Source organism: Micromonospora fiedleri, assembly GCF_016774385.1.
Lineage (GTDB): Bacteria > Actinomycetota > Actinomycetes > Mycobacteriales > Micromonosporaceae > Micromonospora > Micromonospora gifhornensis.
This window is the reverse complement of sequence record NZ_JAETXL010000008.1, coordinates 192903-219117: the sequence shown is the minus strand read 5'-3', so window position 1 is coordinate 219117 and position 26215 is coordinate 192903. Positions and strand designations below refer to the sequence as shown.

Below are 26215 nucleotides of genomic sequence, written 5' to 3'. Positions count from 1 at the left end.
GTCGTGACGCACGAGAAGGAGATCACCGGGCCGGTCGACCTGTGTCTGGCCGACGGGCGCCTCCGGCCCGACGCGGTGGGGTGGAGTCGTCGTCCCGTACACCGGGCGAACCTGCGTGGCTGGGGCCGCAACAAACGGTGGGAGTACTGGGGGATCGTCACCCCGCAGCACATCGTCGGCCTGGTCGCCTCGTCGCTGGACTACGCCGGGGTGCACAGCCTCTACGTGCTCGACCGTACGACGAAGGTCGAGATCGACCGCGGCGCGGTGGTGCCGTTCGCGCGCGGCACCGCCTTCCCGTCGGTCAGCGGGGCGGGTGCGGTGCGGGCCCGTGGCGGCGGGATCTCGATCGACATCGACCAGTCGGCGACGGGGACCACGATCCGGGCCAGCGCCGCAGACATCGAGGTCGATCTGGTGGTGCCGCTGCCGCCGCGGCACGAGTCGCTCGGTGTGGTGGTGCCCTGGAGCAGTCGCCGGTTCCAGTACACGGTCAAGGACGTCGGTCGCCCGGTGCACGGCACCCTGCGGGTCGCCGGGGTGCCGCACGTGGTCGACGACGCCGACTCCTTCGCCGTACTGGATCACGGGCGCGGGCGGTGGCCGTACTCGATCCGCTGGAACTGGGCCGCCGGCAGCGGGCCGGGCCGGGCCATCCAACTCGGCGGCCGGTGGACCGACGGCACCGGCTCGACCGAGAACGGCCTCTTCGTCGACGGCCGCCTGCACAAGATCGGCGACGAGTTGCGCTGGGAGTACGACCGCGCCGACTGGCTGCGGCCGTGGCGGATCAGCGGCGAACGGGTGGACGTGCGGTTCCACCCCTTCCACGAGAAGGTGGCCCGGACGAACCTCGGTGTGCTCGCCAACGAGACACACCAGTGTTTCGGGCACTTCACCGGCTGGGCGACGACCGATGATGGTGAGCGGGTCGACCTGGACGGTCTGGTCGGCTGGGCCGAGGAAGCACGCAATCGCTGGTAGCGGCGATGTCGAGATCCGCCTGTCGGCTCCGTCCCCTGGGTGGAAGCGGCCAGAATGGGTCGCACAGGCATCAAGGAGAACCACCATGGCGAAGTATCTGCTGCTCAAGCACTACCGTGGTGCGCCGGCTGCGATCAACGACGTGCCCATGGATCAGTGGACGCCGGAGGAGATCTCGGCGCACATGCAGTACATGAGCGACTTCGCGGCCCGGCTGGAGGCGACGGGCGAGTTCGTCGACGGTCAGGCGCTCGCCCCGGAGGGGACCTTCGTCCGGTACGACGGGGAGGGCCGCCCGCCGGTCACCGACGGTCCGTTCGCCGAGACCAAGGATCTCATCGCCGGCTGGATGATCATCGACGTCGACAGCTACGAGCGGGCCGTCGAGTTGGCCGGGGAGTTGTCGGCCGCGCCGGGGGCGGGCGGCAAGCCGATCCACGAGTGGCTGGAGCTGCGTCCGTTCCTGGCCGCGCCGCCCACCATCACGCAGTGACCTGATGGACGAGGCACTGCTCCGGAGCCTCATTCCGGGCGTGCTCGGTGTCCTCGTCCGCCGCGGAGTCGACTTCGCGGCGGCCGAGGACGCCGTCCAGGACGCGCTGGTCGAGGCGATCCGGACGTGGCCCACCGACCCGCCACGGGATCCGCAACGCTGGCTGATCACCGTGGCCTGGCGTCGGTTTCTCGACGTGGCCCGGGCGGACGCCGCACGCCGCCGGCGGGAGGACCTCCTCGACGAGGAACCGGCACCCGGGCCCGCACCCTCGGTGGACGACACGCTGGCGCTGTACTTCCTCTGCGCCCATCCGTCGCTGACGCCGTCGTCGGCCGTCGCGCTCACGCTGCGCGCGGTCGGCGGGCTGACCACCCGCCAGATCGCCCAGGCGTACCTGGTGCCCGAGGCGACCATGGCGCAGCGCATCAGCCGGGCCAAGCGCACCGTCTCGGCGGTGCGGTTCGACCAGCCAGGCGACGTCGCCACCGTGCTGCGGGTGCTGTACCTGGTCTTCAACGAGGGCTACTCGGGTGACGTCGACCTGGCCGCCGAGGCGATCCGGCTGACCCGGCAACTCGCGGCGGTGATCGACCATCCCGAGGTGGCGGGGCTGCTCGCCCTCATGCTGCTGCACCACGCCCGCCGCGCGAGCCGGACCGCGCCCGACGGCAGCCTGGTGCCGCTCGCCGAGCAGGACCGGGGCTGCTGGGACACCACCGCGATCGCCGAGGGCATCGCGATCCTCCAGGCGGCGCTCGGGCGGGACCGGCTGGGCGAGTTCCAGGCCCAGGCCGCCATCGCGGCACTGCACGCCGACGCCCGCGCCGCCGAGGAGACCGACTGGGTGCAGATCGTCGAGTGGTACGACGAACTCGCGCACCTGACCGACAGTCCGGTCGTACGGCTCAACCGGGCGGTCGCCGTCGGGGAGGCCGACGGTCCGCGTGCCGGTCTGGCGGCGCTCGCGGCGCTTGACGAGTCGCTGCCCCGGCACACGGCGGTCGCGGCGTACCTGCACGAACGCGACGGCAACCCGGTGACGGCGGCACGGCTGTACGCCGAGGCCGCCCGCAAGGCCCCCAACCTCGCCGAACGGGATCACCTGACCCGCCAGGCGGCCCGCCTCAACACCCAGCTGTTCCGCTGAGGCGTCGCGATCCCGCCGGGCTGATCGCCGGGTCAGTCAACCGGTGACCCGGCTGACCCGGGTCCTGAGTCGACTGTCAGGATTGCGGCCATGACGGTCCGATCTGCGCACAGGGTTGCACTGGTCACGGGCGGAAGCCGAGGCATCGGCGCCGCCGTCGCGCGCCGGCTGGCCGAGGACGGCATCCACGTCGCGTTCACCTACCGCGCCGCCGAGGCGAGCGCGAAGGCCGTGGTCGCCGACATCGAGGCATACGGTCGGAGGGGTTTGTCGATCAGCGCGGACAGTGCCGACCCGGCGGCGGTCGTGGGTGCGGTCGAGCGGACCGTCGCCGAGTTCGGGCGGCTGGACATCCTGGTCAACAACGCCGGGGTGTTCGCCGGCGGGCCGATCGAGTCGGTCAGCTTCGAAGACCTCGACCGGGCGGTCGCGGTGAACGTGCGCGGGGTGTACCTGGCCACCCAGGCGGCGGTCCGCCACATGGGCGCCGGTGGGCGGATCGTCAACATCGGCAGCAGCTTCTCCAGCCGGGTGGCGGCGCCCGGGGTGAGCGCGTACGCGATGACCAAGAGCGCGGTCAACGGGCTGACCCGGGCGCTGGCCCGGGAACTCGGCCCGCTTGGCATCACCGTCAACCTGATCCTGCCCGGCTCCACCGACACCGACATGAACCCGGCGGACAGCGCCGCTGCCGAAGCCCAGCGCGCCCAGATCGCCCTCGGCCGGTACGCCTCCCCGGCCGACGTGGCGGCCACGGTCAGCCACCTCGTCGGCGACGGCGGACGGCACATCAGCGGCGCGTCGATCGCCGTCGACGGCGGCGCCACGGCCTGACGGGGTGGGCTACTGAAGCCCGCCCCGCACCGAGGTGACGCGCTGGGTGTTGAAGCCGAGCCAGTGCATCCGGCCCACGTAGCGGGCATGCTCGACCTTGAGACACCGATCCAGGATGACCGTCAGGCCGCCCTCCTCGGCGATCCGGGCGCCCTCCTCGTTGATCACGCCGAACTGGGTCCACAGCGTCTTGGCCTTGATCGCGACCGCCTCGCGGGCGATCTGCGGCAGCGCGCCGGGTGCCCGGAAGACGTTCACGATGTCCACCGGCACCGGTACGTCGGCCAGACTCGGGTAGCTGCGCTCGCCGAGGATCTCGGTCTCCCGGGGATTGACCGGGATCATCCGATAGCCGTGTCGCTTCAGGTAGTAGCCGACGAAGTTGCTGGCTCGCAGTTGGTTGGCGGACAGGCCGACGACCGCGATCGTCCGCGTGGTGTGCAGGGCGCGCTGAATGGTTGACACGTCCTGGTATCGCCCGAGTTCGAACATGCGCTTGTCACCTCTCTCCGGCCACGGCGACGTGCTCAAGGGCCTGTTCGAGGTCCCAGATCAGATCCTCGACGGATTCGGTGCCGACCGACAGGCGTACGGTCCCCGGCCCGACTCCGGCCGCCCGCAACTCGTCGTCGCTCAACTGCCGGTGGGTGGTGCTCGCCGGGTGGATGATCAGGCTCTTGGCGTCGCCGACGTTGGCGAGATGGGACCAGAGCGTGACGCCCCGGATCAGGTTCTGCCCACCGTCGCGCCCACCGGCACAGTCGAACGAGAACACCGCACCCGGGCCCAGAGGTAGGTACTTGGCCACCAGTGGCTGGTATCTGCTGCCGGGCAGACCCGGATAGGTGACGTTGGAGACCAGCGGATGCGATTCGAGGAAGGCCGCCACGCGCCGGGCGTTGGCGACGTGCCGTTCCATCCGCAGCGACAGCGTCTCCAGGCCCTGAAGGAACAGGAACGCGTTGAACGGTGCGAGCGCGCCGCCGAGATCCCGCAGCGTCTCGGCGCGCAGCTTCATCAGATAGCCGTACGTGCCGAACGTCTCATGGAACTGGAGGCCGTGGTAGGCCGGTGACGGGTCGGCGATGACCGGGAACCGGCCGTTCGACCAGTTGAAGGTGCCCGCCTCCACGACCACGCCACCGATGCTGGTGCCGTGTCCGCCGATGAACTTGGTCGCCGAGTGGACCACGATGTCGGCGCCCCATTCGATGGGTCGGCAGAGGTACGGCGTGGCGAAGGTGTTGTCCACGACCAGCGGCAGTTCGTGTTCGTGGGCGATGCCCGCCACCGTCTCGATGTCCAGCACGTTCCCGCCGGGGTTGCCGATCGTCTCGCCGAAGAACGCCTTCGTGTTCGGGCGTACCGCCTTGCGCCAAGCCTCCGGGTCGTCGGGATCGACCCAGCTCAGCTCCACGTTCATCTTGCGCAGCAGGTGCTTGAGCTGGTTGACCGTGCCGCCGTACAGGGCTGCGGAGGCGACGACGTGGTCGCCCGGCTCCAGCAGGGTGAACAACGCCGCCGCCTGGGCGGCGATCCCGCTGGAGAAGGCGACCCCACCAGCACCGCCTTCGAGATTGGCGATCCGTTCCTCGAACACCGCGACGGTCGGATTCATGATCCGTGAGTAGGTGTTGCCGTACTCCTGGAGGTTGAAGTAGGCGGCGGCCGACTCCGGGTCCTCGAAGACGTAGCTGGTGGTCTGGAAGATCGGCACCGCCCGTGCGCCCGTGTTCGGGTCCGGGCGTTGCCCGGCGTGCAGTTGCCGGGTCTCGAACCCGAACTCGTGGGCTTCCTCGATGCGGTTCGGCTGTTCTGTCACGGATTCCTCGTTGCTCTCCGACGCTCGCCGGCTCACTGCTCGGCCAGGAAGCGACGGACGATGGGGGTCTGCTGGGCTTCCTCGAGCAGGAAGCTGTCATGGCCGTAGGGTGCTTCGATCAGGTGGAACTCGACCGGCTTACCGAGGGAGTGCAGGGCTTCCTCGATCTCGGCGGAGGCGGCCGGTGGGTAGAGCCAGTCGGAGCTGAAGGCGATCAGCAGCGTCCGGGCCGACACACCGGCCAGCGCCCGCCGAAGGGACCCCGCGCCGTGTTCCCGAGCGAGGTCGAAGTAGGTCAACGCGCGGGACAGGTAGAGGTAGGTGTTGGCGTCGAAACGCCGGACGAACGACGCCGCCTGGTGTTGCAGGTAGCTCTCGACCTCGAATTCCGGGTCCCGGAAGGTGTAGCGGATGTCGTCGGCGAACTGCAACCGCCGGCCGAACCGGTCGGTGAGCGCGGGCGCGGACAGGTAGGTGATGTGCCCGAGCATCCGGGCCACGCCCATGCCGGCCTCGGGTGCCCGGCCGGTGCCGTAGTAGTGGCCGTCCTGCCAGGCGGGGTCGCGCATGATCGATTCCCGGGCAATCGCGTTCCAGGCGACGCCCTGCGGGTGCAGGGCGTGCGTGGAGGCGATCACCACGATGGCGTCGACCTGGTCGGGGTAGCGGACGGCCCATTCCAGCGCCTGCATGCCGCCGAGCGAGCCGCCGGCCACGGCCGCGAGCCGTTCGATGCCGAGCACGTCGAGGAAAGCCCGCTGACAGCGCACCATGTCGGCCACGGTGAGGACCGGAAAATCCGAGCCGTACGGGCGGCCGGTGGCGGGGTCGGTCGAGGACGGGCCGGTCGTGCCGCGGCAGCCGCCGATCAGGTTCGTGGCGACGACGAAGTAGCGGTCGGTGTCGAAGGCCTTGCCGGGGCCGATCATGCCGTCCCACCAGCCGAGGCCTTTGTCGGCCGGGCGGTCACGGCCCTCGGCCCCGAACCCGTCGCGCGTGCTGGCCGCCGGTGGGGTCTTGGCGAAGCCCGCCGCATGCGCGTCGCCGCTGAGCGCGTGGCAGACGAGGATGACGTTGTCGCGCTGTGGCGAGAGGGTGCCGTACGTCTCGTAGGCCACCCGGACCGGGTGAAGTTCGCGTCCACAGTCGAGAGATAGCGGGGCCGGCAGGTCCAGGTGCTGCGTCTCGACGCTGCCGACCGAGCCGGCCGGAAGGGTCGTCGCCGTGGCCATGCGAGGGATGATAGCTAGCCAAACTCGGGCCGGGCCAGTGTAATGTCGTTTATCTCGATAGGTCTTCTAGGAAATTCGGGCGGGAAGGGAAATTCATCACATGTCGACTGTTGACAACGGGGTGAACGTGCAGGCACTGCTCGACGCGCGGGAGGCGCTCAAGGGCGCCCCCGAGGCCGCCCAGTTCACCTGGCGCGCGTCGTCCAGGTGGGAGAAGGGCGTGCACAGCACCACCACCATCGAGAAGTACTTCGGGCTTGGCCAGGAGCAGTCGCACAAGACCCGGGCGGAGTTCTCCGCCGACCACCCGGAGGTCTTCGCCGCCGAGGACAACGGCATCACCCCGATCGAGTACCTCCTCGTCGGCCTGGCCAGCTGCCTGACCGCCGGCGTGGCGTCGGTCGCCCAGAACCGGGGCATCCAGCTGCGGTCGGTAACCTCGACGGTCGAGGGCAGTCACGACATCCGCGGCATTCTCGGCGTCGACAGCGACGTCCGGAACGGCTTCAACGACATCAAGGTCACCTTCAACATCGACGCGGACGCCTCCAAGGAGGATATCCAGGCGTTGGTGGCCCAGTCGCAGAAGCGATCGGCCGTTTTCGACGCCCTCACCAACCCGACTGACGTCACCGTCGAAGTCGCCTGAGGCGGGCCGAGCGATCGAGCAGGTCACTACCGTCGTCGTCGGGGCCGGCCACGCCGGCCTGGCGGCGAGCCACTTCCTCAGCGACCGGGCGATCGACCATGTCGTGCTCGAACGCGGGGAGATCGCCAACTCGTGGCGGCACGAGCGGTGGGACTCCCTGAGACTGCTCACCCCCAACTGGCTGAACCGGCTGCCCGGCCACAGCTACCAGGGGCCGGACCCGGACGGGTACCTGACGATGAGCGAAGTGGTCGAGTTCATCGAGCAGTACGCCGCCGTCTCGGCCGCGCCGGTGCGTACCGGCACGAACGTCGAGTCGCTGCGGCGCGACGGCGACGGGTATCTGCTCGCCACCAGCCGGGGTGACCTGCGCTGCCAGGCGGTGGTCCTCGCCAGCGGCGCCTGCAACGTGCCGACGGTGCCCGCGATCAGCGCCGGGGTGCCGGCCTCCGTCGCCCAGCTGACACCCTTCGACTACCGGGGCCCGGATCAGGTCGCCGACGGCGGCGTACTGGTGGTGGGCGGGTCGGCGACCGGTGTGCAACTCGCGGCCGAGCTGCAACGCGCCGGCCGGCAGGTGATCCTGGCGACGGGCGAGCACGTGCGCCTGCCGCGCGTGTACCGGGGACGCGACGTGCTGTGGTGGATGGACGCCTCCGGCGTGTGGGACCAGCGGTACGACGAGGTCGACGACCTCACCCGGGCCCGCCGCCTACCGTCGCCGCAGCTCGTCGGCACCCCCGAACGCAGCACCCTCGACCTCAACGCGCTCACCGCGCTCGGCGTCGAACTTGTCGGCCGGCTGGCCGCCGTACGCGACGGCACGGCGCTCTTCTCCGGTGGGCTGCGCAACGTCTGTTCGCTCGCCGACCTCAAGATGCGACGCCTGCTGGCCAGCTTCGACGAATGGGCCCGGACCACCGGCCGCGACGCCGAGGTCGGGCCGCCGGAGGAGTACGCGCCGACGACGGTCGCCGCCTCGACCCGGCTGCGGTTGGACCTGCACGGCGGTGAGGTGGGCACGATCGTCTGGGCGACCGGCTTCCGCCCCGACTACCGGTGGCTCGACGTGCCGGTGGTCGACGAGAAGGGGCGGCTGCGCCACGAAGGGGGCGTGCTCGACAGCCCTGGCCTGTACGCCCTGGGTCTGCCGCTGCTGAGACGACGCCGGTCCACCTTCATCAGCGGCATCGAGGACGACGCCCGCGCGGTGGTCGACCACCTGGCGAAGCACCTTCCTGCGTCGGCAGGCTGATCAGCTGGCCGACGCGAAGTGTTGGGTCGCGGTGCGGACGAGCCCGGCCACGGCGCGGGAGCGGTTGTGCGGCAGCCAGGCGAGAACGGTGGTGACGTGCGGCGCGTCGGTCAGGGTGACGGCAGCGTGTGCGTTCCACAGCCACGATCGGGACGAGGCGCAGAGCACGGCCACGGTGTGCCCGAGCGCGATCAGTTGCGCCAGCTGGGACTGGTCGTGGATCTCGGGACCCGGGCCGGGCTCGTACGTGCCGTCCTGTCGGGGCCAACGGGCGACCGGCAGCTCCGGTATGTCACTGACATCAGCCACGGTCAGCGACGTACGCGCGGCGAGGGGATGCCCGGCGGGCAGGATGGCGACCTGCTGTTCGGTCAGCAGATCCTCGGTGTCGAGCCCGGTGAGGTTGTCGAAGGGCCGCTGCATGAGGGCGACGTCGGCACGGCCGTCACGTAGCATCCGCGCCTGGTCGCCCATGCCGCACAACAGCACGTCGACCTCGGCCGCGCCCGGCTCGGCCGCGTGGGCGTCAAGAAGCGTCCGCAACAGCTCGTGACTCGCGCCGGCCTTCGTCGCCAGCGTCAGCCGGTTCGGGGCGGAGGCAGCCCGTCGGGTACGCCGTGCGGCGGCGGTGGTCGCGTCGAGGATGGCACGGGCCTCGTCGAGCAGCACCCGACCCGCGTCGGTGAGGGTGACACTCCGACGGTCGCGATCGAACAGGATCACACCGAGACGCCGTTCGAGCTGCGCGATCGCCCGGGACAGGGGTGGCTGGGCGATGCCGAGGCGCTGGGCCGCCCGGCTGAAGTGCAGTTCCTCGGCGACCGCGACGAAGTACCTCAGCTCGCGGGTCTCCAGCGTGTCCACCATCCGACGATACTGCGGTGATACCGGCCGGGTATGACAACGCACCGCTTCGGTGTAACGAAGCCACCGACGGCCGAGCCACCATCGGCGTCATGAGCGACACGAAGACCGCGCTGGTCACCGGCGCGAACAAGGGACTCGGATACGAGATCGCGGCAGGGCTGGGCGCACGCGGCTACCGGGTGGCGGTGGGGGCCCGGGACCGCGCCCGGGGCGAGGCGGCGGTGGCGAAGTTGCTCGCCGCCGGAGTGGACGCGTTCGCCGTACCGCTGGACGTGACGAGCGACCGGAGCGTCACCGAGGCGGCGGCACTGATCGACCGCCTCGACGTCCTGGTCAACAACGCCGGCATCTCCGGCGAGACCGGACCGGGATGGGTGCAGGACCCGACGATGCTCGACCTCGATGTCGTCGGCGCGGTCGTGGACACGAACGTCTACGGCGTGATCCGGGTGACGAACGCGATGCTGCCGCTCCTGCGCCGCTCCGCCTCCCCGCGAATCGTCAACATCTCCAGCAGCGTCGGCTCCTTGACCTGGCAGTCGGACCCGACGATCGACGTCGGCCCGATCATGGCGGCCTACTCGCCGACGAAGTCGTTCCTCAACGCCGTCACCGTGCACTACGCGCGGCACTTCGCCGGTACGAACATCCTCATCAACGCCGCCTGCCCCGGCCTGGTCGCGACCGACTTCACCGGCTTCCACGGCCGACCGCCCCAGGAGGCCGCCGCAACCCCGATCCGCCTGGCCACCCTCCCCGACGACGGCCCCACCGGCAGGTTCTTCAACGACACCGGCCCCATCCCCTGGTAACCCCCACCCCTCTGGTTGATCAAGAGGTTTTGGTCTCCGATCGCGCCGTCGGAGACCAAAACCTCTTGATCAACGGGGCGATGCGGTGGGGTATGTGTTGACGGTGATGGATGTGAGCGCTATCAATTCGTTAACGGTCGGGTCGGGCGATGAGGGGTGCGGGCATGCGAGTGGCGTTGTTTGGGGGGAGGGTGGTCGCTGTGGTGGCCGCCGTGGTGGTGGCGGGGGTTGGTGCGGTGGTGGCGGGGGTTGGGCCGGTGCGGGCTGCCGCTGTCGTGTTCAGCAATCCGGTGGCCGAGCAGCGCGCTGATCCGCACATCTACCGGCACACCGACGGGTACTACTACTTCACCGCGACGGTGCCCGAGTACGACCGGATCGTGTTGCGTCGGGCCAGCACGCTGCAGGGGCTCGCCACCGCACCCGAGCGGGTGATCTGGCGTAAGCACGGCAGTGGCGAGATGGGCGCGCACATCTGGGCACCAGAGATCCACTTCATCGACGGCCGGTGGTACGTCTACTTCGCCGCAGGGCGGACCGACGACATCTGGGCCATCCGGCCGTACGTGCTGGAGAGCAGTGCGGCGAATCCGCTGGACGGGCCGTGGATCGAGCGGGGGCAACTCCAACCGGCGCGCAGCAGCTTCTCCCTCGACGCGACCACCTTCGTCCACAACGGACAGCGTTACCTGGCCTGGGCCGAGTACGCCGGCAGCAACTCGAACATCTACCTGGCCCGCGCGATCAACCCCTGGACGTACGCGGGCACCCCGACCCTGATCGCCACCCCCACGTACGCCTGGGAGACCCGGGGTTACCGGGTGAACGAGGGACCGGCGGTGCTGATCCGCAACGGCCGGGTCTTCATGACCTACTCGGCGAGCGCCACCGACGCCAGCTACGCCGTCGGACTGCTCACCGCCTCGGCCAACAGCGACCTGCTCAACCCGGCGTCCTGGAGCAAACGCGCCACGCCGGTGCTGGCCAGCGACAGCCGGACCGGCCAGTGGGGTCCCGGCCACAACTCGTTCACCGTCGCCGAGGACGGCAGCGATGTGATCGTCTACCACTCCCGCAATTACGAGCGGTACCTCGGCAACGGCTACGACCCGCTGAGCGACCCGAACCGGCGTACCCGGATCCAGCGGGTCTACTGGAACGCCGACGGTACGCCGAACTTCGGGGTGCCGGTGCCCGACGGCGTCACCCCGATCCGGCTGCGCGCCCACGACCTGCCGGACCGCTACCTGCGGCACTGGGAGTTCCGGGTCCGGTTGGAGCCGAACGTGACGAACCTGGCCGACTCGCAGTTCCGGATCGTCACCGGCCTGTCCAACTCCGGGGCGATCTCGTTGGAGTCGACCAACTACCCCGGCTACTACCTGCGGCACCGCAACCACCAGCTCTGGGTGGAACGCAACGACGGCTCCAGCCTGTTCCGGCAGGACGCCACGTTCACCCGTCGAGCCGGGCTGGCCGACGCGGCGAAGGTGTCGCTGGAGTCGGTGAACTTCCCCGGCCAGTACGTGCGACACCGCGACGGGCTGCTCTACCTGGAGGCCGTACCGGATGCGGCCGGGCGGGCCTCGGCCACCTTCGCGCTGGACTGACCGGAGTTGTCGGTGGCCGTGCCTAAACTCCCGCGGCATGGCGACGGTGACCTTTGTGGATGAGAGCACGGCTGGTGCTCGTACCCCGGCTTGGGCCTTGCAGATCTTCGAGGAGCGGCTGACGCTGCGCGAGCTGATCCGGCGGCGGATCCACCAGGAGGTGGCCGAGTACAACGCGGCCACCCCGGCACCCCGCCGGCTGCTGGTGCAGCCCACCTCGACCGAGCGGGTGCTCAACGCCGGCCGGGAGCAGGGGGAGCGTCGCCGGGTCGACGCCGCGCGGCAGGTCGCCCTGGCCGAGGAGGCCTTCGGGCGTAACGGTTTCGTGGTGCTGGTCGGGGACCGCCAGGTGGAGGAGCTGGACGAGGAGGTCGACCTGCGCCGCGACACCGAGGTCACCTTCCTCAAGCTCGTCGCGCTGGTCGGTGGCTGAGCCGATGACCACCACCACCGACACCGTCGGGCTCGCCACCCGCGTCCGTGACCTGGTCGCCGCGAACGACCTGACCGCGCTGGCCGACCACCTCTACACGCATGCCCGGTTCTGCCGGGACGACCCGGAGGTACGCGCTGCGCTGCGGTTACTGTCCCGCGCAGACGTGGCCCGGCTGGTGCAGGCCATGGCCGCCCTGGTGAGACACGACCCGGTCCGGACCTGGCTGGTGCGGGACCTGATCGGGCAGTTGTCCCGCAGGCTCCCCACCGACCTGGCACCCGAACAGCTTCAGGATCTTGCCGCGTACGCCGTGCAGGAGCCGTACTCGTTGTCGCCGACCGCGCTGGAGACGGTGGCCCGGAGCCTGCTCGCCACCGGTCCGCTCTCCGGCGAGTTGATGGCGGTGCTCGTCGACCGGTCCGACGAGAGTCAACGGCTGCGGCAGTTGATCGCCGAGCTGGCCGGGCCGCAGCTCGACCCGGCCGACCCGTGGGCCGAGCAGATCCTGGCCGAGCTGCCCACCCTCGACCCGGTCTGGCAGCGACTGGTCGCCCATGCCAGCACCGCGACCACGCCCCGACCCGCTGCCAGTTGGTCGACCGAGGCGTCCCGACTGCTCACCGCGGTCGACCCGGCCGAGGCCCGGCAGGTCCTCGACCGGTGGCTGGCCGCCGCCGCGCGGACGCCGCAGCGCCCGCCGGCTCCGATCAACGCGGACCTGCTGCGGGGGCTGCTCTGGCTGGTCGAGCGCACCGGCCCGGCCCCCGAGCAGGTACGCCTGATCGGCGGCCTGGTCGAGGCGATGCTGCGTCGGCTGCCCGGCATCGGCCCGGCCTGCCCGAAGGTGGCCAACGCGGCGGTCGGGGTGCTCGGCCGCCTCGACGGGGAGGCGGCACTGGCGCAGCTCGCCCGACTGTCGACCCGGGTCACCTACAAGGGCACCCGCAAAGAGATCGACAAGGCGCTCGACGCCCGTGCGGCGGCAATGGGTATCGGGCGGGACGAGATCGAGGAGTTGGCCGTTCCGGATTACGGCCTGACCGGAGTGGGTCGGCACGAGGTGACCTTCGGTGGCTGCCGGGCCGAGCTGCTCATCACCGGCAGCAACGCCACCCTGGCCTGGTTCAACGAGTCCGGCCGTCAGGTGAAGAGCCCGCCGGCCTCGGTGCGCCGGGACCACCCGGCGCAACTGGCCGAGCTGAAGGGCCTGGCCAAGGAGGTCAGCGGGATGCTGGCCGCGCAGACGGCCCGGTTGGACGGGTTGTTCCTGGCCCAGCGCAGCTGGACCTTCGGCGGGTGGCGGCAGCGTTATCTGGATCATCCGCTGGTCGGTGTGTTGGCCCGCCGGTTGCTCTGGCTTGTCGACGGGGTGCCGTGCGGGTGGGCCGACGGCGCGCTGCGCACCGTGGACGACACGCCGGTCAGTGCCGCCGACGACGCGCAGGTGCGGATCTGGCATCCGATCGGGCGGCCGGTGCCGGAGGTGGTCGGCTGGCGGGAGTGGCTGGAGCGGCACCGGGTCGTCCAGCCGTTCAAGCAGGCACACCGGGAGGTCTACCTGCTCACCCCGGCCGAGGAGACCACCGGCACCTACTCCAACCGGTTCGCCGGGCACATCCTGCGTCAGCATCAGTTCCACGCGCTGGCCGCGATCCGGGGCTGGACCGACCGGCTCCGGCTGATGGTCGACGACTCGTACCCGCCGACCTTCCGGGAACTGCCCGGGTGGGGTCTGCGCGCCGAGTACTGGGTGGAGGGGATCGGCGACGACTACGACGTCGACACCACCGGAAGCGGGTCGTACCTGCGGCTCGTCACCGATCAGGTGCGCTTCTACCCGATCGGCGCCGCACAGAACTGGTCGCACGCCTCCGGTGGTGGCTACTCGTCGGCACGGTGGGCGGACGCTCGGCCGGGCGAGCCGTTGCCGCTCGACCAGATCCCGCCGCTGGTGTTCAGCGAGATCATGCGGGACGTCGACCTGTTCGTCGGGGTGGCCAGCGTCGGCAACGACCCGACCTGGTCCGACGGCGGCCCGCGCGGCCGATTCCGGGACTACTGGGCGTCGTACAGCTTCGGGGAGTTGTCCGCGACCGCCGAGACCCGGCGCGACCTGCTGGCGCGGCTGCTGCCCCGGCTCGCGGTGGGGCAGCGGGCCCGCATCGACGGCCGGTTCCTGGTGGTCGACGGTGACCTGCGCACGTACCGGATCCACCTGGGGTCGGGCAACATCCTGATGAGCCCGAACGACACCTATCTCTGCATCGTGCCCGACCGAGCCGCGAGCCGGCCCGGCGAGCAGCAGTTCCTGCCGTTCGAGGGTGACGGCACACTCGCCGTCATCCTCAGCAAGGCGATGCTGCTGGCCAAGGACCGCGACATCACCGATCCGACGATCCTCCAGCAGCTCCGGCTCGGCTGACCGGTCAGCCCTTGATGGCGCCGATCAGGACGCCCTTGACGAAGTGCCGCTGGATGAACGGGTAGACCGCGACGATCGGTGCCACGGTGAGCACGACGACGGCCATTTTGATGGCCTCGGTGGGTGGCATCGTGGCGCCGATCGCCGCACCGGAGGTGTTCGGCGCCTGCCCGGCGAGCAGGTAGCTCTGCAACACCCGCTGGATCGGGTACATGTCGTTGCGGTCGATGAACAGCAGCGCGTCGAACCAGACGTTCCAGTAGCTGACCGCGTAGAACAGCCCGACCACCGCGATGACCGCCCGGGCCAGCGGCAGCACGATCTGGGTCAGGGTGCGGAAGTCGCTGGCCCCGTCGATGCGGGCGCTGTCCACGAGTTCGGACGGGATGCCCTGGAAGAAGCCCCGGACGACGACCAGGTTGAAGACGCTGATCGCGGGCGGCAGGATCAGCGCCCAGATGGTGTCCTTGAGCCCCAGCCCGGTCACCACGAGATATTTCGGCACCAGCGGCGGATAGATCAGGAACGGCAACAGGAAGTACGCGAGCAGCCAGCGGTAGCCGAGCGAGCGGGGCCGGGACAACCCGTACGCGGCGAGCACGGTCACGGTCAACGCCAGGGCGGTGCCGATGACGGTGACCAGGGTGCTGATCCACAACGCCCGGGTGACCGCGCCGCCCGCGAAGATCGTGGCGTACGCGGAGGTGTCGATCCCCTTGGGTACGACCACGAGGCCACCGGCCTCGGCGATCGTCTCGCGGGACGACAGGCTGGTCACCAGGATCACCCAGAGCGGGAACAGCACGCTGAACACCAGCAGGCCGAGCAGCACGGCCTTGGCGCCCTGACCGAGCGGGCTGGGCGGCTCCTCCCACACCGGGCGTCGGGGGCGGCTTCCGGGTGACTTCCGGATGAAGGTGGCGGTCATGACCGTGAGTAGATCCCTCGTTCGCCGAGCATGTGTGCGACCTTGTTGGCGGCCAGGATCAGGCAGAGCCCGACAGCGGCCTTGAACAGACCGGCGGCGGCGCCGTAGCCGTAGTTCCCGGTGGCGATGGAGAAGTGGTAGACGAAGGTGTCCAACACCTCGGAGGCCTGCCGGCCGACGGCGTCGCGTTGCAGCAGGAACTGCTCGAAGCCGACCGAGAGCGCGTCACCGAGGCGCAGGATGAGCAGCAACACGATCACCGGACGCAGGCCGGGCAGGGTGATGTGCCACAGCCGTCGCCACCGGCCGGCCCCGTCGGCGGCCGCCGCCTCGTACAGGTTCTGATCGATGGTGGACAGGGCGGCGAGGAAGACGATCGTGCCCCAGCCGACGTCCTTCCAGACCGCCTCGGCGGTGACCAGGATGATGAACGTGTCCGGGTTGGTCATCACGTTCCACGGTTCCATCCCGGCCTCGCGCATGGTCTGGGCGAGCAGGCCGGCACCACCGAACATGGCGACGAAGAAGCTGACCACCAGCACCCAGCTGAAGAAGTGCGGCAGGTAGACGACAGTCTGGATGAAGCCGCGCAGTCGGCTGGAGAGCAGGCTGTGCAGCACGATCGCCAGCAGGATCGGCAGTGGGAAGAAGAAGACCAGCTGGAACGCGGTGATCGCCAGGGTGTTGCGGAACGCGTGCCAGAACGCCGGATCGGCGAACAACAGCTGGAACTGCCCGAAGCCGATCCAGTTGCTCTGCACGAAGGCGTCCAGCGGATTGCTGCCGACGTACGGGTTGTAGTCCTGGAAGGCGATGACGTTACCGAGGATGGGCAGATAGCTGAAGATCAGCAGGATGACGAAGCCCGGCGCGACCATGGCGAGCAGCTGCCAGTCCCGGCGCAGGCGGGTGCGCAACGGGAGGCGTTTGCGCCGAGGGGCGGCCCCGCCGGGCCGGGTCTGGTCGGACCCGGCCTCGGCGGTGACCTCACGGACGGTCATCAGTCAGCCTTGGGCAGTGAGTCGGCGAGCAGCTGCCGCGCCGCCTCCCCGCCGGCGGCCTTCCACTCCTGAAGGATGGAGTCCACGTCGGACAGCGGTCGACGGCCGCGCAGCACGTCGGTGAACTTGTCCTCCGTCGGCACCTGGTTGGCCTTGAACGCGGCCGGCATCTCCAGCTTCACGCCGGCCCACGGGTCCTTCTCCAGGTACGCGACAGTCGCGTTGGAGTAGGCCAGCGCGTCGCGCACGTAGTTCGGAGTGTCCGCGAAGGGGCCGATGGTCGGGTTGCGGCCACTGATGAAGAAGTACTGGTTGGCGATCTCCTTGAAGGCCAGGTCGGTCTTGACCGGGCCGTTCGGCGTACGGGTGTGGTGCCTGCCCTCCACACCGAAATCGCGCAGTTGCGCCTCCTGGCTGCCCAGCGGCGCGGAGCACCAGTTGATGACCCGCAGCAGTTCCTTGACGCGCTCCTCGCCCACGCCCTTCTTGACGAAGGTGTAGGAGATCGGCTGGTCGCTACCCCAGACCAGTGGGTCGCCACCGGTGGCGGAGAAGTTCGGCACCGGCTGGATGTTCAGCGCCTTGTTGGCCTTCTGGTGCTCGGCCTGACCGCCCTGCCAGAAACCGAAACCGTCCTGCATGAAGAGGATGTTGCCGCCCTTGGCGAACAGCTGCTTGGCGTCGGCGCCCCGGCTGGCCACGATGTCCGGGTGGACCAGGCCGTCCTGGTAGATCTTCGCCATGACCTCCAGGGCCTGGCGGAACTCCGGGGTCTCGTACTTGAACTCGGGCGTGCCGTCGGAGCGCAGCCGCCAGCCCTGCTTGGCGCCGGGCACCTTGTGGTACATCTGGATCATCGGGAAGACGTCGTTGAACGCCCACACCTTGCGGGCCGGGTCGGTGACCTGCTTGGCGATGGCGAGCAGGTCGTCCAGCGAGGTGGGGATGGCCAGGCCGCGGGCGTCCAGCAGGTCCTTGCGGGTGAACATGACCCAGGCGAAGGGCCCGTCGGTCGGGTTCGGCACCGCCGCCAGCCGCTCGTTCCAGACCGAGTGCCGCCAGGCTTCGGTCGGGAAGGTGGCAAGCATCGGGTACGCCTCGACCGCGTTGCCCTTGAGGTGGTCGGTCAGATCCTCGAACAGCACGCCGATCGCCTCGGCGAACCGCGGGATCTTGTCCACCTCCCAGCTCGGCACGCAGAGCAGGTCCGGCACGTCCCGGGCGCCGAGCATGGCGTTGAGCTTGTCGGCGTACGTGTTGCCGTCCTGGATGGTGAAGTTCACCGGTACGCCCAGCTCGTCGTTGACCGCCTGTAGGTAGGCGCTCTGCCCGATCCCGGGCGGTGCGGGACCCCACGCCGGGGTCATCGCGGTGATCTCCTTGCCGCTGGTGCCCGGCTTCTCGGTGATCAGGTCCACCAGGTTGGCCGGGTACTTGACGTAGCCGTCGGGGACCGGCCGGATTCCGGCGATGTCGGGAGCGATGCTTCCCGTCAGGCCCTTGTGCGCGGGCAACAGGTGGCCGAAGGCGCCGAGGTTCTGCGCGGCACCGCTGCCGGCGGGTGCCTCGGAACACCCGCTGAGCAGGGGACCACCGGCGACGGCGACCGCGCCGAGGCCGAACAGGCTGAGAAAGCTACGGCGCGAGGTCGGCACGCCGGGGTTGTGCCGGGTCATCGGTCTCCCTTCGAGAAGGGCTGAGGGCGAGCAGGCTCGCTCGGGTGAGAGTTCGTCTGGATGGTAAACAAACTAATAGACGTCCATACGCCTGAACAAGAGGCGACCCGTCGCGCGGCTCCCGGCCAGCTGCGCAGCGTGCGGGGCCATTCACTGGCAGTTCCACAGGGGTCGATCATCGACAGGGACACCTGCACCGTCCTGGGGCGCTTCCCGCTGTCCGGAACGGACTCGGCGTGAACCGCCGGCAGGTCACGTCTCGGCACCCGACGCGACCTGCCGGCGGCGGCTCACCCGGAGGTGCGACTCACCTGGATGTGCGGCTTCACCTGGATGTACGGCTCACCAGAACGTGCGGCTCACCTGGAGGCCAGGTGGTTCACCTGGTCGCGGGGCGGCGGGTCAGCGCGAAGCCGACCACCCCGGCGACGGCGGCCAGCACCCCGCCGGCCGTGGTCCAGATCCAGCGGGAGCCCGCCTCCGGCAGCCAGCCGGTGAGGTCGAGATTCCAGCCGTCGCTCTCCTCGTCCTGCGTGGGTGCCGTCGGCACCGCCTCCAGCAGCTTGCCGGCGTTGGCCGGTGGCACCAGCGGCGCTTCCAGCCTGCCGTCCTCGGGCGCGCTGCCCGCGTCCCCGCTGGCGGAGATCAGCAGGTCCACGTCGATCGGCAGGCCGAGGTCGCGTTCGGGGACGTCGACCACGGTCAACCGGACGTAGTAGGTGCCGGGCAGCGGGTCGACGGACCACGGCTCCGCCCACGGCCGTACCCGGCGCAGCGTGCAGCCGATGGCCACGGTGGACACCGAGGCGTCGGCCGTCGGCGTCTGCGCACCGGCCGTGCACGCCTGCCGGCGACGCAGCCCGTCGAAGACCTCCACCGCCCAGGTTGAGCTGCCGCGCCGGTCCTCGGCCAGCGACACGGTGGCGTTGATCTCGTGGATCTCGCCCGCGCCCGCCGTGAACGACCAGTAGAGGTACTCGCCGGTGGAGGCACCCACCCTGACCGGTTGACCGGCCGCGACCGGCGTGGCGCTCAGGAACGAGGTACCGGCCTTGGTCAGGGTGGTCGAGCCGGGCGAGGGGGTCGGGGTGGGCGCGGCCAGCACCGTGGCCGGTGTCAGCGCGACACCGCCGGCCACCAGCGCGGCCAGGATCGCCGATCGGGTACGCATCACTTCTCCCTCCAGGTGGCCACCCACCAGCGGGTGAGCAGACCGGTGACGAGCCCGGTGAGCAGACCGGCCAGGGTCAGCAGGAGCAGCAGCACCCAACCCCGGCCCAGGTCGGGCCCGTCCGGGGTGGGAGAGGCGGCCACCACGTCGACTGTCAACTCGACAGGCATGCCGGGTTCCTTCTCGGTCCCGGCCCTGGGCGAGAACATGTTGCTGACCACCAGGCAGACCGTGGTGACGGCAGCCGCCGAGGCCGTCGGCGTCGGGGTGGCGTCCTCGGTTCGCGCCTGCTCGTCGTCGTCCGCCCCGGCCGACCAGCGCAGTCCGGCCGACACCACGTCGGTACGCCCACTGCCCGCGTCCACGCCGCGGACCAGTTCCCGGCCGTCGGACGCGGTGGCCCGCAGCAGTACGCCGTAGTCCGGGTTGACCGGGCGATCCATCGCCACGCTGACCGAGGCGCGTAGCTCCTGGTCCGGCCGGACCGGCACCCGGTACCACCGGTGCTCGGAGAAGGTCTCCCGGTCGGTGTAGACGCCCGGCGCCAACAGCGGCGCCCCCTGGCAGACGTCCGCCCCGGCCACCTTCGCCGGCGTGGTCGCGTACGTGTCGCGGGCCCGGTCCACCAGTTGTTTGAGCCGGCCGGTGAGATCCTCTGCGCTGGTCGCGGCCGTGTAGGTCCCGCCGGTGGCGGCGGCGATGCAGAGCAGTTGGCGGCGGACCTTCTCGTCGGGCGCCAACCCGAGCGTGTCCACCACCAACGTGGTGCCCTGGGCCGCCAGTTCCCGCGCCACCTGGCACGGGTCCGGCGGGGCGCAGGTGTCCTCGCCGTCGGTGATCAGCACGATGCGTCGGGCGGTGGTGCCCCTGCCCAGGTCCTTGGCGGCCTCCCGCAGGGCGAGCCCGACCGGGGTGAAGCCGGTCGGACGCAGCGTGGCCACGGCGGCCTTGGCGCGTTCCCGGTTCACCGGCCCGACCGGCACGATCTGTTGGGTGTCCAGGCAGCCCTGCTGCTTGTCCTCACCCCGGTAGGTGGCCCCGAGTACCCGGATGCCCAGCTGGGTCTCGTCCGGCAGCGCGTCCACCACCTCGCCGAACGCCTGCTGGGCCACGGAGATGCGGCTGCGCCCGTCGATGTCGGTGGCCCGCATCGAGCCGCTCACGTCCAGCACGAGTTGGACGCGAGGCGGCTCGGTGACGGGTTCTGCCGTGTCGTCGGCGGATGCCGGCGATGCGCCGGCCAGCGTGGTTGCCGTCAGTAGTCCCAAAAGGACCACTGACGACCATTTTTTGTTGATCACTGGCGGGAGTGTAGCGACGTCCATTGAGGACAAACGCCCCCGGTGCGCTCGGTTTCCCTCGGTGGTCTCCCGACTACGGCTTCCAGGAGCCGGCGATCTCGAACTGGTGGAGGTACTCCATGACGCCGTTGGTGTCGGCGACGTCGAAGACGACCCGGCCGGAACGCGTGCTGCCGGTGGGCAGGCTGTTGCCGGCGCCGAGCGGATCGCCGCAGCCGTAGACGGCGCCCACCAGACCGTTGACGGTGCTGCCGTCGGCGGCCCGCCACTGGAAGTAGAACGGGTTGATCGACCCGGTGCCCTTGGTGACCCTGGCCCTCACCTCGGCGATCAGGAATCGTCCCTTCTGCGGGGCGGGTGCGAAGGAACGGCAACTTTCGGTCACGGTACGGAACTGCGTCACAGTGATCTCGATCGTGCCGCTGTTGTCGCTCAGCACCAGCGTGTCGCCGGGCCGCATGTTGAACGTCTCGCCCTCCTCGTCCGAGAAGACCGGTGGGATCCCACCGTCCGGCGGCCGGGCCTCCGGGGTCCTCGGGACGGCGACCGAAGGAGTCGGTAGCGCCTCGGCGATCTCGTCGGCGGTCCGGTTCATCCCGGCGATCAGTGCGACGACGCCGCCGGCGCAGCAGAGCAGCGCGACGACCACCACCGTGATCACCACGATCAGCGTGGTCCTGCCGCCGCTGCCGCCGCTGGTCGGCATCGGCGCAGCGGCGCCCGGCGGATAACCACCGGGCGGGTAGGCACCGGGCGGGTAGGCACCGGGCGGGTAGGTGCCGGGTGGGTAGGTGCCGCCGGGTGGGTAGCCCCCGGCTGGCGGGTACCCACCGCCGGCCTGGTTCGGGTTGGCCGGCGGATAGGCGCCGCCCGGCGCGTACGGTCCGGCCGGGTAGCCGGCACCCGGCGGGAAGGGGCCGCTGGGCGGGAGCGGGCCGGCCGGCGGGTACGGCGTACCCGAAGTGGGCTGCGGGGCACCCGAGGCGGGATGCGGCGTGCCCGAGGTGGGCTGCGGGGCGCCCGACGTGGGATGCGGCGTGCCGGACACCGGCGGGGCGCTGCTCGGCGGCTGCGGAGCCGGCCACGAGCCGCCCGGGTCGGCCGGTGGGGGAGGCGACCAGGTGCCGTCCTGCGGTGCGCCGTCCGTCGACCCGGCCGCAGGCGGTGGTGCCCACGGGTCGCTGGGCTGGGGTTGGTAGGGGTCCTGCGGTCCACCTGGGGGCTGGGGGTAGCTCACCGTACTCCTCGGGCACCTGATACCGGACGTGAACCGCCTGACGCTACCGCGTACCGGCAACACCGATCGGTGAGCGTCATCGTCCGATCGGCGGCTGCCGGGCGGAGCCCTATCGTGGCGGCAGGACCGCAGCGGTACGGACCAGATTCGCGTCCACCGCGAAGCGTCCGGTGATCACCGAGGGCGGGTCGGCGGACCCGGCGGCGTCGATCAGGGCCGGAGCGATCCGGGCGGTGAACGTCGCGGTGGCCGGGTCCAACTCCACAAGCGCGTCGTGAAAACCGAGCCAGTCGCCGACGATCGGATGCCAGATCTTGTAGACGGTCTCCTTGGCGCTGAACACCACCGTCGACCAGGCGACGCCGGAGGGCAACCTGTCGTGTTGCTCCTCCTCCTCGGGCAGGCAGATCAGCCGGCTCACCTCCGCACCGAGCACTCGGTGCTGCTCGGCGTCCATGCCGACCGCCCGGATCTCGCTGGTGCGTCCCACCGCGGCGGCGCAGTAGCCCTTGGTGTGGGTGATGGTGCCGACGGTGCCCGGCGGCCAGACCGGCGACCGGTCCGCGCCGGCGGGGACGGCGACTGCGGGCAGGCCCAGCATGGCCATGGCCCGGCGGGCACAGACCCGGCCCGCGGTGAAGTCGCGGCGGCGGCTGTCCACCGCCCGTTCGCCGAGGCAGGCCGCCTCGACGGCGTACAGCTCGCCGGTCCAGTCGGCAGGCTCGGCGACCGCCACCGCGACGGCCGGGGGCAACAGGTCACGCACCGTTGACTCCCGGTCGCAGGATTCGACCAGTGAGCCCGGTAGCATCGGCGGGCGCTGAGATCGGGTGCGGGCAGCGGTTGTGGTGGGTGGTGGCGGCCATGGCTCGTGAACGTACCGCAACGATGTAACGCCGCAGCGTTCCCGGGCGCTGTTGGTTCTGCGCGGGGATCACGGTTGCGGTCGATGATCGACGGCGGGTTCGCCTGCTGTCCGAGACGAGGCGGAAGGGAGCGCGATGACGGGTGTTGCGGATCGCTCGGATGTCGGGGTGACGCAGGCGGACACCGGCGCGGTTGCGGTGGTGCCGGACGAGCACGCTCCACTGACACCCGACTGGACGTGCGGCACCTGTGGCGCTGAATGGCCGTGTGAGCCGAAGCGGGACCGGCTGCTCTCCGAGTACCTGACCGATCGCGCGATGCTCAGCGTCTACCTGGGTGCCTGTCTGGCCGCCGCCGCCGAGGACCTGCACCTGTCCGGGTCGACCTCCCTGCAGGACCGGTTCCTCGGTTGGTTGCCCCGCCGCCCCAGACGGTTCTGAGAGTTGATCGCCACGCCGGTGTGATGAGTAACGCACCGGTCACCGCGGGGAGTTTGGGACGCCATCGCCGTCTCGTCGGAAAACTGACCCGCGCCGCCCCGTTGTGCCGCTGGTCATGGGTGGTTAAGCTGCTGGTGCGCGCCCCAATCGCCCGCTTCCCCCGTGGCAGGCGATCGGGGCGCGTCCTATTTCCTGCTCAGGGCAAACCTGCCTCCTCAAGCCCTGAGGGCTCCGAACGACTGCAAAAGGCCTACACGCCAGACGTGTAGGCCTTTTGCGTAGGGCCTTTTCGTGCCGGTGGCGGCGGACGGGGTCCACGCCGGGAGTCCCGGACACCGGCCCGGGACTCCGCTCACGCGGTCAGATCCAGCGATCGCCCAGCCACATCCGCGCCGACCACTCGGCGTACGGGATGTTCAGGCCCACGAAGATCGGATAGAAGTACGCGAAGCAGATCACCACCAGTGCCACGTAGGCCCCGGCGATCACCGCGCCGATCATCCGGCGATCTCGGCTCGCCTCGGCGTCCGCGCCGTCGACGGGCAGAGTCCCGCTCATTCCGGCCGGCGACGCGATCGCACCCAGCACGTAGACCACCGCCAGCACGAGGAACGGCACGGCCGGCGCGGCGTAGAAGAAGAACATCGTCCGTCCGTCGAGGGCGAACCAGAACCAGGGCAGCAGCGCGGCGGCCACGAGGAGCAGGATCGCCCCGGCCCGCCAGTCCCGCCGGGCCAGACCCAGCCAGATCAGCGCCACCAGCGCCGGTAGGAACGACCACCACAGCAGCGGCGTACCGAGCAGCAGGATCTCCTCGGCGCAACCCGCTGCTGCCCCGCAGCCGCCCTGGGGCTGCACCCAGTGGAACGCCACCGGCCGGCCCAGCAGCAGCCACTGCCACGGCCACGACTGGTACTTGTGCGGGTCGTCGAGCTGGCTGTGGAAGCCCAACGCGGCCTGGTGGTACTGCACCAGGTTCCACAGCGGGCCGATGATCGGGGTGTCGCTGAGCCCCGCCTGCGGATAGCGCTCGGCGAGGCGGTAGTAGCCCTCATTGCTGAGCAACCAGCCCGACCAGCTGACCACGTAGGTGACCGCCATCAGCACACCGGCGAGCACCATCCAGGGAAAACCGTCGAGCATGGTGGCCCGCCAGGGCCGCGGCACCCCGGCCGAGCGGCGGGCGCCGACGTCCCAGAGCAGCATCAGCAGGGCGAACACCGGCACGAAGAACAGGGCGCTCCACTTCACCGCGAAGGCACAGCCGAGCAGCACCCCGGTCGCCAGCCGCCACCAGGGCCAGTTCCGCCAGCCACCCGGCGGTCGGCCGGCGCGTCCCCGGAGGGTCGGGTCGAGCCCGGCCTCCAGCGCCCGGGCCCACCGTCGGCGGGTGGCGTCCCGGTCCAGCACCAGCGCGCCGAACGCGGCCAGCACGAAGAAGAGCAGGAAGATGTCGAGCAACGCGGTACGCGACAACACCAGGTGGTACCCGTCGACCGCGAGCAGCAGACCGGCGGCGCAGCCGAGCACCGTGGAGCCGAACAGGCGGCGGCCGATGCGGATCAGCAGCAGCACCGACAGGGTGCCGATGAGTGCGGCCGAGAAGCGCCAGCCGAACTCGGGCGCGGTGGTGAACAGCTGGCCCGGCACCGAGATGCCGTGCTCGGCGTCGGAGTAGCCGAAGGCCCACTCGCCCAGGCCGATCAACCACTTGCCGAGCGGCGGGTGGACCACGTACGACGGTCCGCCGTCCTTGTAGTTCCACTCCACGCCCTTGTCGACCAGGGCCCAGGCGTCCCGCGCGTAGTAGATCTCGTCGAAGATCTTGCCCGGCGGGTGGCTGAGGTTGGCGAACCTGAGGATCGCCGCGATCGCCACCACCACCGCTGTGGCCAGCCATGACCGGCTGTCCAACCGGGTCTCGACGGTGGCCAACCGGCGGCGGACCATGGCCGGTACGCCGCTGGCGGCCCGATCGGTCGAACCGGTCGTGGCGGATCCGGCCTCCGGCTGCGGCTGGTCGGCGCTCGCACTGTGTGCTGTCGACGCACTCGTCACCCGGCGATCGTAGGCTGCCAACGGGGTCGGTGGCGTACATCGTCCCCGAATCCGGTACGACCGTCGATGAAAGAGCGCGTAGACGTGAGTGAAATGTCCGACCTGGGGCGCCTGATTCTGCTCGGGGCACCCCTCGGCAACCCCGCCGACGCCTCCGCCCGCCTGCGCGACGTGCTCGCCACCGCCGACGTGGTCGCCGCCGAGGACACCCGCCGACTGGGCCGACTGGCCCGCGACCTGGACGTGACGGTCGCCGGGCGGATCATCTCCTACTTCGAGGGCAACGAGGAGCGCCGTACCCCCGAACTGGTCGACGAACTCACCGCCGGAAGGGTCGTCGCCCTGGTCACCGACGGTGGGATGCCGAGCGTCTCCGATCCCGGTTACCGGCTGGTCCGGGCCGCCTTGGAGGCCGGGATCCCGGTCACCGCCGCGCCGGGACCGAGCGCGGTGACGACCGCGCTGGCGCTGTCCGGGCTGCCCTCCGACCGGTTCTGCTTCGAAGGGTTCCTGCCCCGCAGTCCGAGCGGTCGTCGGTCCCGGCTGCGTGCCCTGGCCGACGAGGAGCGGACCCTGGTCATCTTCGAGGCCCCGCACCGGATCACCGCCGCCCTCGCCGACCTGGCCGACACGTTCGGCGCCGACCGGCCCGCCGCCCTGTGCCGGGAGCTGACCAAGACGTACGAGGAGGTGGTGCGCCGCCCGCTGGGGGAGCTGGCCCGGTGGGCCGCCGACGGTGACCCGCGTGGCGAGATCACCCTCGTGGTGGCCGGTGCCCCGGCGACACCCGCGACCCGCCCCGACGACGACACGCTGCGCGCCGCGGTGGCCGACCGGGAAGCCGCCGGCCTGACCCGCCGCGATGCGATCACCGAGGTGGCGAGCAGCTTCGGGCTGCGCCGGCGCGACGTCTACACCGTGGTGCATCAGGTGTAAGGAAGGGCCCCTTGTTAACGCCTCAGGTATAGGA

General features: G+C 70.5%; 24 protein-coding genes. 12 read left to right on the top strand and 12 right to left on the bottom strand.

Annotation, left to right across the window (positions count from 1 at the left end; all coding sequences use genetic code 11):
• The first annotated feature begins 3 nt into the window (after window positions 1–3).
• The 4 genes from JMF97_RS22855 (at window position 4) to JMF97_RS22840 (ending at window position 3461) form a co-directional block, all read left to right on the top strand.
• Entirely contained in the window at window positions 4–984 is a 981-nt protein-coding gene (locus JMF97_RS22855; protein ID WP_203223392.1) for a DUF2804 domain-containing protein, read from the top strand.
• Window positions 985–1069: 85 nt separating this feature from the next.
• Entirely contained in the window at window positions 1070–1477 is a 408-nt protein-coding gene (locus JMF97_RS22850; RefSeq protein ID WP_203223391.1) for a YciI family protein, read from the top strand.
• A 4-nt stretch (window positions 1478–1481) separates the two neighbouring features.
• The gene (locus JMF97_RS22845; RefSeq protein ID WP_203223390.1) at window positions 1482–2627 is read left to right on the top strand and encodes an RNA polymerase sigma factor; all 1146 of its coding nucleotides are present in this window, start codon (window positions 1482–1484) and stop codon (window positions 2625–2627) included.
• 90 nt (window positions 2628–2717) lie between these two features.
• Window positions 2718–3461, top strand: coding sequence for an SDR family NAD(P)-dependent oxidoreductase (locus JMF97_RS22840; RefSeq protein WP_203223389.1), 744 nt, complete (start codon window positions 2718–2720; stop codon window positions 3459–3461).
• 9 nt (window positions 3462–3470) lie between these two features.
• Here the strand turns inward: JMF97_RS22840 and JMF97_RS22835 are convergent, their stop codons facing one another.
• The 3 genes from JMF97_RS22835 to metX are packed head-to-tail and all read right to left on the bottom strand — an operon-like array spanning window position 3471 to window position 6515.
• Window positions 3471–3953, bottom strand: coding sequence for a CoA-binding protein (locus JMF97_RS22835; RefSeq protein ID WP_203223388.1), 483 nt, complete (start codon window positions 3951–3953; stop codon window positions 3471–3473).
• Window positions 3954–3960: 7 nt separating this feature from the next.
• On the bottom strand, window positions 3961–5283 hold the full coding sequence (locus JMF97_RS22830; RefSeq protein WP_203223387.1) for an O-acetylhomoserine aminocarboxypropyltransferase/cysteine synthase family protein: 1323 nt from the start codon (window positions 5281–5283) through the stop codon (window positions 3961–3963).
• Between the two features lie 32 nt (window positions 5284–5315).
• Complete coding sequence (gene metX, locus JMF97_RS22825) at window positions 5316–6515, bottom strand: homoserine O-acetyltransferase MetX (RefSeq protein ID WP_203223386.1); 1200 nt, start codon at window positions 6513–6515, stop codon at window positions 5316–5318.
• Window positions 6516–6615: 100 nt separating this feature from the next.
• Between metX and JMF97_RS22820 the strand changes: the two genes are divergently transcribed.
• Window positions 6616–7164 carry an OsmC family protein gene (locus JMF97_RS22820; protein WP_203223385.1) on the top strand — a complete coding sequence of 183 codons (549 nt, stop codon included), beginning with the start codon at window positions 6616–6618 and terminating at the stop codon, window positions 7162–7164.
• Window positions 7073–8419 (top strand): NAD(P)-binding domain-containing protein, encoded by a 1347-nt coding sequence (locus tag JMF97_RS22815; protein WP_307817072.1) that lies wholly within the window; start codon window positions 7073–7075, stop codon window positions 8417–8419. The genes JMF97_RS22820 and JMF97_RS22815 overlap by 92 nt, the downstream gene beginning before the upstream one ends.
• Here the strand turns inward: JMF97_RS22815 and JMF97_RS22810 are convergent, their stop codons facing one another.
• On the bottom strand, window positions 8420–9286 hold the full coding sequence (locus JMF97_RS22810) for a LysR family transcriptional regulator (RefSeq protein WP_273543908.1): 867 nt from the start codon (window positions 9284–9286) through the stop codon (window positions 8420–8422).
• Between the two features lie 89 nt (window positions 9287–9375).
• On the opposite strand from JMF97_RS22810, the gene JMF97_RS22805 reads away from it, so the two are divergent.
• From JMF97_RS22805 to JMF97_RS22790, 4 genes are all read left to right on the top strand, one after another.
• A complete protein-coding gene (locus tag JMF97_RS22805; RefSeq protein ID WP_203223384.1) occupies window positions 9376–10098 on the top strand; it encodes an SDR family oxidoreductase in 723 nt (240 codons plus the stop codon).
• A 200-nt stretch (window positions 10099–10298) separates the two neighbouring features.
• Window positions 10299–11708, top strand: coding sequence for a family 43 glycosylhydrolase (locus JMF97_RS22800; RefSeq protein ID WP_203223383.1), 1410 nt, complete (start codon window positions 10299–10301; stop codon window positions 11706–11708).
• A gap of 37 nt (window positions 11709–11745) precedes the next feature.
• Window positions 11746–12141 (top strand): hypothetical protein, encoded by a 396-nt coding sequence (locus JMF97_RS22795; RefSeq protein WP_238359903.1) that lies wholly within the window; start codon window positions 11746–11748, stop codon window positions 12139–12141.
• A gap of 4 nt (window positions 12142–12145) precedes the next feature.
• The gene (locus tag JMF97_RS22790; RefSeq protein ID WP_203223382.1) at window positions 12146–14566 is read left to right on the top strand and encodes a DUF4132 domain-containing protein; all 2421 of its coding nucleotides are present in this window, start codon (window positions 12146–12148) and stop codon (window positions 14564–14566) included.
• A 4-nt stretch (window positions 14567–14570) separates the two neighbouring features.
• On the opposite strand, the gene JMF97_RS22785 is transcribed toward JMF97_RS22790, so the two are convergent.
• The 7 genes from JMF97_RS22785 to JMF97_RS22755 form a co-directional block, all read right to left on the bottom strand.
• Entirely contained in the window at window positions 14571–15494 is a 924-nt protein-coding gene (locus JMF97_RS22785; RefSeq protein WP_203223381.1) for a carbohydrate ABC transporter permease, read from the bottom strand.
• Window positions 15491–16495 (bottom strand): ABC transporter permease, encoded by a 1005-nt coding sequence (locus tag JMF97_RS22780; RefSeq protein ID WP_203223380.1) that lies wholly within the window; start codon window positions 16493–16495, stop codon window positions 15491–15493. The genes JMF97_RS22785 and JMF97_RS22780 overlap by 4 nt, the downstream gene beginning before the upstream one ends.
• A complete protein-coding gene (locus tag JMF97_RS22775; RefSeq protein ID WP_203223379.1) occupies window positions 16495–18171 on the bottom strand; it encodes an extracellular solute-binding protein in 1677 nt (558 codons plus the stop codon). Before JMF97_RS22775 ends, JMF97_RS22780 begins: the two co-directional genes overlap by 1 nt.
• 379 nt (window positions 18172–18550) lie before the next feature.
• Window positions 18551–19342, bottom strand: a complete 792-nt coding sequence (locus JMF97_RS22770) for a peptidase (protein WP_203223378.1) — start codon at window positions 19340–19342, stop codon at window positions 18551–18553.
• The gene (locus JMF97_RS22765) at window positions 19342–20667 is read right to left on the bottom strand and encodes a vWA domain-containing protein (RefSeq protein WP_203223377.1); all 1326 of its coding nucleotides are present in this window, start codon (window positions 20665–20667) and stop codon (window positions 19342–19344) included. Before JMF97_RS22765 ends, JMF97_RS22770 begins: the two co-directional genes overlap by 1 nt.
• Before the next feature lie 49 nt (window positions 20668–20716).
• Complete coding sequence (locus tag JMF97_RS22760) at window positions 20717–21880, bottom strand: hypothetical protein (protein WP_203223376.1); 1164 nt, start codon at window positions 21878–21880, stop codon at window positions 20717–20719.
• Window positions 21881–21989: 109 nt separating this feature from the next.
• Window positions 21990–22646: a 4'-phosphopantetheinyl transferase family protein gene (locus tag JMF97_RS22755; RefSeq protein ID WP_203223375.1), complete on the bottom strand. Its 657-nt coding sequence runs from the start codon at window positions 22644–22646 to the stop codon at window positions 21990–21992.
• Window positions 22647–22914: 268 nt separating this feature from the next.
• Here JMF97_RS22755 and JMF97_RS22750 point away from each other — a divergent pair, with 268 nt between their 5' ends.
• Window positions 22915–23187 (top strand): hypothetical protein, encoded by a 273-nt coding sequence (locus JMF97_RS22750; protein WP_203223374.1) that lies wholly within the window; start codon window positions 22915–22917, stop codon window positions 23185–23187.
• Between the two features lie 360 nt (window positions 23188–23547).
• On the opposite strand, the gene JMF97_RS22745 is transcribed toward JMF97_RS22750, so the two are convergent.
• On the bottom strand, window positions 23548–25245 hold the full coding sequence (locus tag JMF97_RS22745) for a dolichyl-phosphate-mannose--protein mannosyltransferase (protein ID WP_203223373.1): 1698 nt from the start codon (window positions 25243–25245) through the stop codon (window positions 23548–23550).
• 66 nt (window positions 25246–25311) lie between these two features.
• Here JMF97_RS22745 and rsmI point away from each other — a divergent pair, with 66 nt between their 5' ends.
• Window positions 25312–26181: a 16S rRNA (cytidine(1402)-2'-O)-methyltransferase gene (gene rsmI / locus JMF97_RS22740; RefSeq protein ID WP_238359901.1), complete on the top strand. Its 870-nt coding sequence runs from the start codon at window positions 25312–25314 to the stop codon at window positions 26179–26181.
• The last annotated feature ends 34 nt before the right edge of the window (window positions 26182–26215 follow it).